Origin of the sequence: Lysinibacillus sp. IITD104 (assembly GCF_036698265.2) — a bacterium.
In the GTDB taxonomy this organism is placed as follows: Bacteria; Bacillota; Bacilli; order Bacillales_A; family Planococcaceae; genus Lysinibacillus; species Lysinibacillus boronitolerans.
The window spans coordinates 3,904,833-3,916,555 of the sequence record NZ_JBAHYH020000001.1; the positions used below are offsets into that span (position 1 = coordinate 3,904,833).

General features: G+C 38.8%; 13 protein-coding genes. All 13 read right to left on the reverse strand.

What is annotated here, in order from left to right; all coding sequences use genetic code 11:
- Positions 1 to 62: 62 nt before the first annotated feature.
- A complete protein-coding gene (gene murA, locus V1L66_RS19685) occupies positions 63 to 1,373 on the reverse strand; it encodes a UDP-N-acetylglucosamine 1-carboxyvinyltransferase (protein ID WP_036076091.1) in 1,311 nt (436 codons plus the stop codon).
- Positions 1,374 to 1,865: 492 nt separating this feature from the next.
- Positions 1,866 to 2,105: a DUF1146 family protein gene (locus V1L66_RS19690; protein ID WP_004269481.1), complete on the reverse strand. Its 240-nt coding sequence runs from the start codon at positions 2,103 to 2,105 to the stop codon at positions 1,866 to 1,868.
- Between the two features lie 87 nt (positions 2,106 to 2,192).
- Entirely contained in the window at positions 2,193 to 2,600 is a 408-nt protein-coding gene (locus tag V1L66_RS19695) for a F0F1 ATP synthase subunit epsilon (protein ID WP_016992762.1), read from the reverse strand.
- A gap of 24 nt (positions 2,601 to 2,624) precedes the next feature.
- Positions 2,625 to 4,040: a F0F1 ATP synthase subunit beta gene (gene atpD, locus V1L66_RS19700; protein ID WP_004269479.1), complete on the reverse strand. Its 1,416-nt coding sequence runs from the start codon at positions 4,038 to 4,040 to the stop codon at positions 2,625 to 2,627.
- Between the two features lie 51 nt (positions 4,041 to 4,091).
- Positions 4,092 to 4,949: an ATP synthase F1 subunit gamma gene (gene atpG / locus V1L66_RS19705; protein WP_004269478.1), complete on the reverse strand. Its 858-nt coding sequence runs from the start codon at positions 4,947 to 4,949 to the stop codon at positions 4,092 to 4,094.
- A 47-nt stretch (positions 4,950 to 4,996) separates the two neighbouring features.
- A complete protein-coding gene (atpA, locus tag V1L66_RS19710) occupies positions 4,997 to 6,505 on the reverse strand; it encodes a F0F1 ATP synthase subunit alpha (protein ID WP_004269477.1) in 1,509 nt (502 codons plus the stop codon).
- Positions 6,506 to 6,533: 28 nt separating this feature from the next.
- Complete coding sequence (locus V1L66_RS19715; protein ID WP_036076089.1) at positions 6,534 to 7,070, reverse strand: F0F1 ATP synthase subunit delta; 537 nt, start codon at positions 7,068 to 7,070, stop codon at positions 6,534 to 6,536.
- Positions 7,067 to 7,588: a F0F1 ATP synthase subunit B gene (gene atpF, locus V1L66_RS19720; protein ID WP_016992759.1), complete on the reverse strand. Its 522-nt coding sequence runs from the start codon at positions 7,586 to 7,588 to the stop codon at positions 7,067 to 7,069. The genes V1L66_RS19715 and atpF overlap by 4 nt, the downstream gene beginning before the upstream one ends.
- Before the next feature lie 172 nt (positions 7,589 to 7,760).
- Positions 7,761 to 7,985 (reverse strand): F0F1 ATP synthase subunit C, encoded by a 225-nt coding sequence (gene atpE / locus V1L66_RS19725; protein WP_004269474.1) that lies wholly within the window; start codon positions 7,983 to 7,985, stop codon positions 7,761 to 7,763.
- A 63-nt stretch (positions 7,986 to 8,048) separates the two neighbouring features.
- Complete coding sequence (gene atpB / locus V1L66_RS19730; protein ID WP_016992758.1) at positions 8,049 to 8,759, reverse strand: F0F1 ATP synthase subunit A; 711 nt, start codon at positions 8,757 to 8,759, stop codon at positions 8,049 to 8,051.
- A 36-nt stretch (positions 8,760 to 8,795) separates the two neighbouring features.
- Complete coding sequence (locus tag V1L66_RS19735) at positions 8,796 to 9,167, reverse strand: ATP synthase subunit I (protein WP_004269472.1); 372 nt, start codon at positions 9,165 to 9,167, stop codon at positions 8,796 to 8,798.
- Between the two features lie 537 nt (positions 9,168 to 9,704).
- Positions 9,705 to 10,826 (reverse strand): non-hydrolyzing UDP-N-acetylglucosamine 2-epimerase, encoded by a 1,122-nt coding sequence (wecB, locus tag V1L66_RS19740; RefSeq protein WP_333006224.1) that lies wholly within the window; start codon positions 10,824 to 10,826, stop codon positions 9,705 to 9,707.
- A 157-nt stretch (positions 10,827 to 10,983) separates the two neighbouring features.
- On the reverse strand, positions 10,984 to 11,613 hold the full coding sequence (gene upp / locus V1L66_RS19745; RefSeq protein ID WP_004269470.1) for a uracil phosphoribosyltransferase: 630 nt from the start codon (positions 11,611 to 11,613) through the stop codon (positions 10,984 to 10,986).
- Positions 11,614 to 11,723 lie beyond the last annotated feature (110 nt).

The window sequence follows — 11,723 nt, forward strand, 5'->3', positions numbered from 1 at the left end:
TTTCTTTTAGTTATGAGAAAACAAAAACCCTCTGCATAAAAGCAAAGGGTTTTGAAATCTATTTAATTTGTAGGCAATTCAACTGTTACATCTTCAATTGTCACCACTTCTTCTGTAATACGTTCAATATTCGCACCAAGTGATGCTAATTTGCCATGGAAATCAACATAACCACGATCTAAATGGTGAAGCTTTGTAACACGTGTCATGCCTTCAGACACAAGACCTGCTAAAATTAATGCAGCCGCAGCTCGTAAATCCGTTGCCATAACCTCAGCTCCCTGAAGATCCACAGGCCCCTCGATAAACACAGAACGTCCCTCTATTTTAGCGCCAGCATTCATGCGACGAAACTCCTCAACATGCATAAAGCGGTTTTCGAATACCGTTTCTGTAATAATACTCGTACCTTCTGCAGTAAGCATTAACGCCATCATTTGTGATTGCATATCTGTTGGGAAACCAGGATGTGGCATTGTTTTGATATCAACTGCTTTTAGGGTTTGAGGAACTCGTACACGGATTCCTTCATCCAACTCTGTAATTTCTACGCCCATCTCACGCATTTTAGCTATTAAAGCAGTCATATGCTCAGGAACTGCGTTTTCAATCACCACATCTCCTCTAGTAATGGCTGCTGCTACCATAAATGTACCAGCTTCAATACGGTCTGGAATAATATGATGCTCTACTCCATATAATGTATCGACTCCTTCGATACGAATCGTATTTGTCCCCGCACCGATTACACGGCCACCCATACTATTAATAAAGTTTGCAAGATCCACGATTTCAGGTTCCTTCGCAGCATTTTCAATTACAGTTGTCCCTTCAGCTAAAGATGCAGCTGTCATAATATTTTCAGTTGCCCCAACACTCGGGAAGTCCAAATACACATTTGCCCCTTTTAAGCGACCCTCTGTCTTCGCCTCTACATAGCCATGGCCAAATGAGATTTTTGCACCCATTGCTTCAAAGCCTTTTAAATGTAATTCAATCGGACGTGATCCAATTGCACAGCCTCCAGGAAGTGCCACACGAGCATAGCCATTACGAGCAAGTAGAGATCCCATTACTAAAATAGATGCACGCATTTTACTAACAAATTCAAATTGAGCTTCACTTGAAAGTTCTTTTGTTGCATCTATATATACGGCATTATCTTCAGGTATATATGTAACTGCTGCGTTTAAACTTTTAAGTACTTCATTTATTGTAAAGACGTCTGCTAAATTAGGGACTTCTTTAATTACATTTTCTCCTTTTGAAGCAAGTAAAGCTGCTGCAAGGATTGGTAACACTGCATTTTTTGCGCCCTCTACACGTACTTTTCCCTGTAGTTTTTGGCCGCCAGTCACTATTATTTTATCCACCCTATGTCCCTCCGAATTCAATCTATTAACCTATCGAATTTTTATTTTAATAAAGAAGTATAATGTCATAATCAGTAAACAAACAACTCTATAGTACAACTTTTCTAACGCTCGTTCAAGCGTCCAAATCACTATTTTAAGCCATTATTAGATATTTTGCTATTTATTTATTGTACGCTGCCAATTTTTTTTTGTGAATGACCAATAACCCGTTCGCTTCTAATACATACCCAAAGATATATGAATAAAAAACAACTTTTCACTTAATTTCTATAAAAAAAGTGGTGGGCACCTATTATCGTACATTTATCAATGGCTATCTTGGTAGCTAATAGCGTAAAACTTATAATAATCTAATGTGTTGGCGTCATTAGATTGCGTATCCAGTGTTGATCAGTCTTTTTACATAGTTCAAAGGGCCACACAAAGGGTATTATAAAGTCCTTTGAAGCATGTAGACATATGAATTTATTTAAAAGAGAAACGAATTCTTTAAAATAAATAAGGAAGTTTGCCTGACCAGCTAGAGATTTGAAGAAAGAAATTAGATACTGCTGAGCCTATCGCAATACTAAGTAATATATAAATGAGCTGAATTTGAAAAACTCGATTCTTTTTAAATAGTTTTTCGATCATAAAAGCTTGTAATGCGTAAAAAGTAATAGCAATAAAAAATAGATGAGATAAAATTCCCAATAAAGCTTCTTGCCCTATCGCTTCATATATTTCCATGCGGCATCCTCCGTTTCTCCTACAATCACAATCTGTTTATTCACCTTAAAAAACGGGCAGATGCGATATCTGCCCGTTAAAAATGAATTAGATATTACCCTCATGAACGTTGATACGATTCAACGCACGTTTTAATGCTAGGTCAGCACGTTTGAAATCAATGTTGTCTTGTTTACTTTGAAGACGTCCTTCAGCACGTTTAACGGCTTCTTTAGCACGTTGAACATCGATGTTTTCAGCAATTTCAGCAGACGGCGCTAAAATTGAGATTTTTTCTGGACGAACTTCAATGAAACCACCGCTTACAGCAACAATATCAGTCGAACCGTTTTCTTTTTTAAGCTTCACTGCACCAATTGCAAGTGGAGCAACCATTGGAATATGGCCTGCAAGAACACCGATTTCTCCTGAAGTTGTTTTAGCGATTACCATTGATACTTCAGAATCGTATACTGGGCCGTCGGGAGTGACAATATTGACTAGAACTGTCTTCATATTTTTTCCTCCTCGTCCCTAGTATTAAACCTCTACGCCCATGCTTTTCGCTTTTTCAACTACTTCATCAATTGAACCAACTAGACGGAAAGCATCTTCTGGTAGGTGATCCCATTTGCCATCAAGGATTTCCTTGAATGAACGAACAGTTTCTTTTACAGGTACATAAGAACCTTTTTGACCAGTGAATTGTTCCGCAACGTGGAAGTTTTGTGATAAGAAGAATTGAATACGACGAGCACGTTCTACTGTTTGTTTATCTTCATCAGATAATTCATCCATACCTAAGATTGCAATGATATCTTGTAATTCACGGTAACGTTGGATTGTACGTTGCACACCAGTAGCAATTGCGTAGTGCTCAGCGCCTACGATTTCAGGTGATAATGCACGAGAAGTCGAAGCTAATGGGTCAACCGCTGGATAGATACCCATTTCAGATAATTTACGCTCAAGGTTAGTTGTTGCATCTAAGTGGGCGAAAGTTGTAGCTGGAGCCGGGTCAGTATAGTCATCGGCTGGTACATAAATCGCTTGAATAGAAGTTACAGATCCTTTGTTCGTAGATGTGATACGCTCTTGTAGTTTACCCATTTCAGTAGCAAGTGTTGGTTGGTAACCTACCGCAGAAGGCATACGACCTAATAGGGCAGAAACCTCAGAACCTGCTTGTGTGAAACGGAAGATATTGTCGATGAATAAAAGTACGTCTTGGCCTTGCTCATCACGGAAGTATTCCGCCATTGTAAGACCAGTTAAAGCTACACGCATACGTGCACCAGGTGGCTCGTTCATTTGACCGAATACCATCGCTGTTTGCTTGATAACGCCTGAATCGCTCATTTCGAAGAATAAGTCGTTCCCTTCACGAGTACGCTCACCTACACCAGCGAATACAGAGATACCAGAGTGCTCTTGTGCGATATTGTTGATTAATTCTTGGATTAATACAGTTTTACCTACACCGGCACCACCGAATAGACCGATTTTACCACCTTTGATATATGGTGCAAGTAAGTCTACTACTTTGATACCTGTTTCAAGAATTTCAACTGTAGTTGAAAGATTCTCGAAAGTTGGTGCTTCACGGTGAATTGAATCACGACGTGCGTCTGCTGGAATCTCTTCACCTAAGTCAATTACTTCTCCAAGTACGTTGAATACACGACCTAGTGTAACTTCACCAACTGGTACTGAGATAGCTTTTCCTAAGTCTGTTACTTCTGCTCCACGTTGTAAGCCATCAGTAGATGACATCGCAATTGTACGAACAGAATCATCACCTAAATGAAGCGCAACTTCTAATGCAAGAATTGTTGGTTCTTCATTAGGACGTTCAATCTTAACAGTTAAAGCGTTATAGATTGCTGGTAATTGGCCATTGTCGAATTTAACGTCAACAACTGGACCCATTACTTGAATAACATGTCCTTTATTCATTACTGTGTACCCTCCTATCGTATTCTTATACGACATTGGGAAGCTGCTTGCCTATTCTAAGGCTGCAGCTCCACCAACGATTTCTGTAATTTCTTGTGTAATCGCCGCTTGACGTGCACGGTTATATTGCAAAGAAAGGTCTGAAATAAGATCAGTTGCATTATCTGTTGCATTTTTCATAGCCGTCATACGAGAAGCATGTTCACTTGCTTTTCCATCTAATAATGCGCCATAAACTAAGCTTTCCGCATATTGTGGAAGTAAAACTTCTAGAATTGCTTCACCAGATGGCTCGAATTCATAAGAAGCAGTACCGCTTGCAGGGGCAATATCTGTTAATGGAAGAAGTTTTTTCTCTGTCACTTCGCTAGCAATAGCGCTGACAAAGTGATTATAGTACATATAAAGTTCGTCATACGTACCATCAATGAACATACCAACAGCATTACGAGCGATTTCTTTTATATCAGCAAATGTCGGTTGGTCAGGTAGACCGACAACATTACTGATGACATTATGATCACGTTTCACAAAGTAGTCACGAACAACACGACCTACTGCTAAAATAACGTATTCGTCTTTTGATTTATGACGCTCGTTAATTGTACGTTGTACTTGACGTAGGATACTTGAGTTGTAAGCACCTGCAAGACCACGGTCAGAACCAATGACTAAGTAAGCCGTTTTCTTAACAGGACGAGCAGTTAACATTGGATGTCCGCTGTCTTTTGTGCCTGAAGCGATCGCGCCTACTACGTCCTGAATTTTTTCCATGTAAGGAACGTAAGCTTTAGCATTTTGCTCTGCACGACGTAACTTAGAAGAAGAAACCATCTGCATAGCTTTTGTAATTTGCTTCGTACTCTTTGTTGAAGTAATACGACCTTTAATTTCGCGTAAGTTTACCACTGGTATTTCACCACCTTCTGTTTTTTAATCAAGTGACTAGCTAGAACTTATTCTGATTTAGCGAAAGTTTTTTTGAATGCATTGATTGCTGCTTCATAATCCGCATCAGGAGCAAGCTCTTTAGTAGTACGAACATGATCTAAAACGTTTGTGTGGTTTGAATCTAACCAGCTTAAGAATTCTGATTCGAAGCGAACGATATCTTGTACTGGAATATCATCTAAATGACCTTTAGTTAATGCGTAAAGGATCGCAACTTGTTTTTCAACTTTTAGTGGTTTGTTAAGGTCTTGTTTAAGAACTTCAACCGTACGTTTACCACGCTCAAGTTTAGCAAGTGTTACTTTATCTAAATCTGAACCAAATTGAGCAAATGATTCAAGCTCACGGAATGCAGCTAAGTCAAGACGTAGTGTACCCGCAACTTTTTTCATCGCTTTAATTTGAGCAGATCCACCTACACGTGATACAGAAAGACCGGCGTTAATCGCTGGACGTACACCTGAGTTGAATAAGTCAGATTGTAAGAAGATTTGTCCATCAGTGATTGAGATTACGTTAGTTGGGATGTATGCAGAGATATCCCCAGCTTGTGTCTCAACGAATGGAAGAGCTGTAATTGAACCATTTTGATATGTTTCATTTAACTTCGCAGCACGTTCAAGTAAGCGGCTGTGTAAGTAGAAAACGTCACCAGGATATGCTTCACGACCTGGAGGACGGCGAAGAAGAAGTGAAAGTTCACGGTAAGCTGATGCTTGTTTAGAAAGATCATCATACACGATTAATACGTGTTTACCTTGTAACATGAATTCTTCAGCCATAGATACACCAGCAAATGGTGCTAAGAATAATAATGGAGCTGGTTGAGAAGCAGAAGCTGTCACAACGATTGTGTAATCTAAAGCGCCATGTTTACGAAGAGTTTCTACAACACCACGTACAGTAGATTCTTTTTGACCGATTGCTACGTAGATACAAATCATGTTTTGGTCATTTTGGTTAAGAATTGTATCGATAGCCACAGATGTTTTACCAGTTTGACGGTCACCGATGATTAACTCACGTTGACCACGACCGATTGGTACTAATGCGTCAATCGCTTTAATACCAGTTTGTAGTGGTTCGTGTACTGATTTACGAGCCATTACACCGAAAGCAGGACTTTCGATTGGACGAGATTTTGTAGTGTTGATAGGACCTTGTCCATCCACTGGTTGTCCAAGTGGGTTTACAACACGACCAATTAGTTCTTCACCAACTGGTACTTCCATGATACGACCTGTACGACGAACTTCATCGCCTTCTTTGATGTCAGTGTATGGACCTAAGATTACGATACCAACGTTACCTTCTTCTAGGTTTTGAGCCATACCCATAACACCATTAGAGAACTCTAGTAGTTCTCCAGCCATGGCGTTGTCGAGGCCATGAGCAAGAGCAATACCGTCACCAATACGGATAACTGTACCAACTTCGCTTACTTTAAGTTCAGATTCATAATTCTCAATCTGTTGTTTAATCAGACTGCTGATTTCTTCAGCCTTGATGCCCATGTATGTCACCTCTCACATTTCTAAATTATTAACCGATTAATTCACGTTTTAGACGCTCTAGTTTGTTTGCTACTGAGCTATCATAAATATGGTTACCGATTTGAACACGAATACCACCAAGTAAAGATGGATCAACTTCGTTTGTAATATTTAATGATTGTTTTCCAACAAGTTTCGCGAACGCTGCTGAAATATTAGCGCTTTCTTCTGCAGAAAGTGCACGTGTTGAAAATACTGTTGCATCTGCAGTGCCTTGTGCTTGCGCAGCAAGTTCAGCATATGCCTTAGCAATTTGTGTCATCTCGTTTACACGTTTTTTCTCGACTAGAAGTTGAACAGTGTGTAAAACTTCTGGTGTTGCACCATTAAAGATGTCAGCTACCATTTGTTTTTTTCGTTCGACGGAGAACTTAGGTGCATTTAAAAGCGTTAAAAAATCAGGAGATTCTTTTACTACTTTTGTTAGTTCACTTAAGTCTGCTCCTACTTCAGTAAGAATATTTTTTTGTTGCGCCAATTCAAAAAGCGCTTGAGCGTAACGTTTTGCTACAGTTGAATTACTCATCGAGCTTCCCCTGCCTTCGCAATCGTCTCTTCAATTAGAGCACGGTTGTCTGCCTCAGAAATCTCTTTGCTAAGGACTTTAGATGCTGCAAGTACAGATAATGAAACGACTTCATCACGTACAGCTGCAATAGCTTTTTCTTTTTCAGACTCGATTTCACGTAAAGCCGATTCTTTTAAGCGGTTTGCTTCATTACGAGCTACAGTAAGAATTTCTTCTTTTTGTAATTCGCCTTGCTTCTTAGCGCCCTCAACAATCGATTGTGCTTCTGTACGAGCTTCCTTAAGAAGGCTCTTTTGTTCTTCTAAAAATTGGTGCGATTCTTTGCGCGCTTTTTCAGCTGCTTCGATTTCACTCGCTACTAATTCTTCACGTTGTTGCATAATGCCCATAAGTGGACCCCAAGCGAATTTCTTAAGTAGTAACATTAATACTATGAAAATAACTAATGTTGCGATGATATCTCCACTATTTAACGAAGCACCGCCTGCACCTAGTACAAGATTATCTAAAAACACGATTGTTTCACTCCCTTCAAGAGCTTTAACTTCAACATAATATAGTGACTAAAAAACTACCTATTTTAAAAAGCTATATTTACACATAGCTTTTATCCGTTCCAAAATGAAGGGCGAAGTTTCATCTGGAGAATCCTGCTTCGCCACTAGTAAAATTCAGTGTTCAACTGAATTATTTGTTCATTACGATGAATGCTACTACTACTGCGATGATCGGTAGGGCCTCAACTAATGCAACCCCGATGAACATTGTAGTTTGAAGAACGCCACGAGCTTCTGGTTGGCGAGCGATACCTTCTACTGTTTTTGATACGATAAGACCGTTACCAATACCTGCACCAAGTGCACCTAAACCGATTGCGATTGCTGCTGCTAATAAACCTAATGAACCTGTCATTTGAAAATTTCCTCCTTGGAATTGTTTGTTTTTGTTGTTCAAGCATAGGGTATATGCTTTATATTAATGGTCATCGCTCACTTTATGAGCCATGTAAACCATTGTTAACATTGTAAAGATAAAGGCTTGGATAAAGCCGATGAAAATTGAGAAACCTTGCCATGCCATCATAGGAACGATTGCCCCGATGAATCCCACAGCACCTGATGATGCTAAACCTGCAAGTAAGCCAAGTAAAATCTCACCCGCGTAAATGTTACCGTAAAGACGTAAACCTAATGTTAATGTGTTTGCAAATTCTTCTACTAATTTAAGTGGGAACATGAATGACATTGGTTTGAAGAATGTACCTACATAATGACCTGTACCCTTCATTTTTACACCATAGAAATGCGTTAAGACTAATATCATTGCTGCTAACGTCATCGTTACTGTAGGGTCAGCTGTTGGTGATTTCCACCATAGCTCATGCCCATAGACAATTGAGAAAGGAAGACCTAGTAAGTTAGATACTGCGATAAACATAATTAGTGTGATACCTAGAACGTGGAATCGACCACCAGTTTTCCAATCCATGTTGCTTTTAATGATATTCTTAACGAAATCCATAATCCATTCCATAAAGTTTTGCATACCAGTAGGTTTTAACTTTAGGCTTCTAGTTGAAATAAAGGCAATTAAAAATACGATAATTGCTGCAACTAGTAACATCATAACTGTCGATAAGTTAAATGTTAAAAAACCGACTTCTAGTAACGGAGCTTCATGATTCATTGTTATTTTTCACCTCTCTTTCTAATTTAAAGCACATTAGCGGTTCCTTACATGTGACACAATTCTCTCGACAAAGAGAAAAACGTACGGAATCATTAGCCCTATAACCGTGCTAATTAAGTGAAAATAGTTTGGCAACGAAATGGCTATTGCGACTGCCGCAACACCTGATCCAAAGCGAAGCGCTGTACCAAGTGAGCCTATTTTCTTCCCTTCACTAATGGATCTGTCAAACTTCTCCATACGCCGAACTAGAATCCAAAAATTATACGTACCAAAGAATGCACCGACTGCGATGCCCGCAAAAACAGTTTGATAGGGGGTAAATCCCCAGCCTAATGCGCAGAGTGCAAGCAAAAAAAATAACGCCCTCTTCTGCACAGCAAAAATGTGATGCAAATCTAGCATTGGTTGTAATCTCCTGAATCGTTTTTTCGAGTAATGAAAACGTTTGCTGACCACTATGTGAAATCAGAAAAGAGCAGTGAAAAGCACTACTCACAGCGGAATAGTAATGGGAGAGTCATTTCAATTACAGGTGTAAATGCCCAAAAAAATAACTTACACCCCTTACCGACTCGGTAAAAACCGAAACGCACAAAACGTTGCAAATCGACAGTCTTATTTTGAACTGTCAATTTAGTAGAAAGTTGATATAACAAGTGTTTCAACGTCCTATTTATGAACAGAAACCCTTATCATTCTTACCCTTTGTAAGCATACAATAGGTGATATTTGAAGTCAATTGGTAAAGGAGAAAAACTTCACAGCCTCTATACTCTTGTCAAATTGTTGACAAATTTGTGTATGAAATTTCATAGTTTCAAAATTTCTCAACCTTCTCACGCATAAAAAAAGCTAATTTACGACAAGATTATGCTCGTAAATTAGCTTACCCATTTCAACAGGTACATTAGACTTATTTTTAATATAAAATATAGTATTTTAATTAGTTTTTTTCAAAAATCCTAGCAATGCTTCAACAATACGCTTAGATGCATGTCCGTCTCCATATGGATTTGATGCTTTAGCCATTGCTTCATAGGCATTATTATCTGTTAGTAATTCCTTTGCTAAGGCGTAAATTGTTTCCTCTTCTGTTCCTGCTAGCTTTAATGTTCCTGCTGCAATCCCCTCTGGACGTTCTGTCGTATCTCTAAGAACAAGCACTGGCTTCCCTAATGAAGGTGCCTCTTCTTGTACACCGCCTGAATCCGTTAAGATCATATATGAATTTGCCGCAAAGTTATGGAAATCAAATACTTCAAGAGGCTCAATTAAATGCACTCGTTTATTATTCCCTAAAATTTCATTAGCAATTTCTCTTACAGCCGGATTCATATGAACTGGATAAACTACTTGAACATCCTCATGTTCTGCGAGTATTCTAGTGATCGCTTTAAACATATGGCGCATTGGTTCACCAAGATTTTCGCGACGATGTGCCGTTAATAAAATCATGCGATCCTCGCCAATTTTATCTAATACAGGATGCGTGTAGTGTTCACTGACTGTTGTTGCTAATGCGTCTATTGCTGTATTACCTGTAACAAAAATCGTCGCTGGATTTTTGTTCTCATCTAAAAGATTCTTTTTAGATACTTCAGTTGGCGCAAAATGTAAATCTGCCATCACGCCTGTTAGTTGGCGATTCATTTCCTCTGGATATGGTGAATATTTGTTCCATGTTCGAAGTCCCGCTTCTACATGTCCTATAGCAATTTGGTTATAGAACGCAGCGAGGCTTGCAATGAAAGTCGTTGCTGTATCACCATGTACCAAAACGATATCTGGTTGTGCTTCCTTCATTACTTTATCTAAACCCTGTAATGCGTTTGTCGTTACATCAATTAATGTTTGGCGATCCTTCATTATATTTAAGTCATAGTTTGGTGTAATACTAAACGTCTCTAATACTTGATCGAGCATTTGGCGATGCTGTGCTGTTACAGTTACAATAGATTCTATTTGCTTAGGATACTTTTGTAACTCCAAAACAAGAGGAGCCATTTTAATTGCTTCTGGTCTTGTACCAAAAATCGTCATTACTTTCCATTTCTTTGTCAAAACGATCTGCACCGTCCTTTTTGTTATTGTATAGTAAGATCAATCTCCTGTTGATGAGGGATTACTTACCTACACATACTATGAAACGCCCTTCAATTTGAAGGACGCTTTCACAAATTATTAGTTTCCTAAATGAGGAAATTTCATGTATGGATTTTTATTTTGTACCGAATAGACGGTCTCCGGCATCACCTAAGCCTGGTACAATATAACCATGGTCGTTTAATTTTTCATCAAGTGCAGCAATGTAAATATCTACATCCGAATGTTCTTCTTGAATAGCTTTCACACCCTCTGGTGCAGCGATTAAGCACATGAATTTAATGTTTTTAGCTCCACGTTTTTTCAGTGAATGAATTGCCTCCACTGCAGAACCACCAGTTGCAAGCATTGGATCTACAATGATGAAATCACGTTCTTCAACATCTGCAGGAAGTTTTGCGTAATATTCAACTGGTTTTAATGTTTCTGGATCACGGTAAAGACCAATATGACCAACTTTTGCAGCAGGGATAAGCTTTAATACGCCATCTACCATACCGATACCTGCACGTAAAATCGGTACGATTGCAAGTTTTTTACCAGAAAGTACTTTTGTTTTTGCAATTGTTACAGGTGTTTCAATTTCAATTTCCTCTACTGGCATATCACGTGTAATTTCAAATGCCATTAGTGTTGCCACTTCGTCTACTAGCTCACGAAATTCTTTTGTTCCTGTATTCTTGTCGCGAATATAAGTTAATTTGTGTTGGATTAGTGGATGATCAAATACATAGACTTTGCTCAAAGGGATTCTCTCCTCACCGTTCGGATTCATTTTTATCTCAACTAGTATAACAGAAAAAAGGAGTCGCCTCAAAAATAAATTTAGGACAACTCCATTTATCATCTATTCTT

Bases quoted from the DNA above. Each gene is read 5' to 3' on its own strand.
- V1L66_RS19690 (WP_004269481.1), bottom strand. From the start codon at position 2,105: ATGGAAATATATGAAGCGATAGGGCAAGAAGCTTTATTGGGAATTTTA.
- V1L66_RS19695 (WP_016992762.1), bottom strand. From the start codon at position 2,600: ATGAAGACAGTTCTAGTCAATATTGTCACTCCCGACGGCCCAGTATAC.
- atpD (WP_004269479.1), bottom strand. From the start codon at position 4,040: ATGAATAAAGGACATGTTATTCAAGTAATGGGTCCAGTTGTTGACGTT.
- atpA (WP_004269477.1), bottom strand. From the start codon at position 6,505: ATGGGCATCAAGGCTGAAGAAATCAGCAGTCTGATTAAACAACAGATT.
- V1L66_RS19715 (WP_036076089.1), bottom strand. From the start codon at position 7,070: ATGAGTAATTCAACTGTAGCAAAACGTTACGCTCAAGCGCTTTTTGAA.
- atpE (WP_004269474.1), bottom strand. From the start codon at position 7,985: ATGACAGGTTCATTAGGTTTATTAGCAGCAGCAATCGCAATCGGTTTA.
- atpB (WP_016992758.1), bottom strand. From the start codon at position 8,759: ATGAATCATGAAGCTCCGTTACTAGAAGTCGGTTTTTTAACATTTAAC.
- V1L66_RS19735 (WP_004269472.1), bottom strand. From the start codon at position 9,167: ATGCTAGATTTGCATCACATTTTTGCTGTGCAGAAGAGGGCGTTATTT.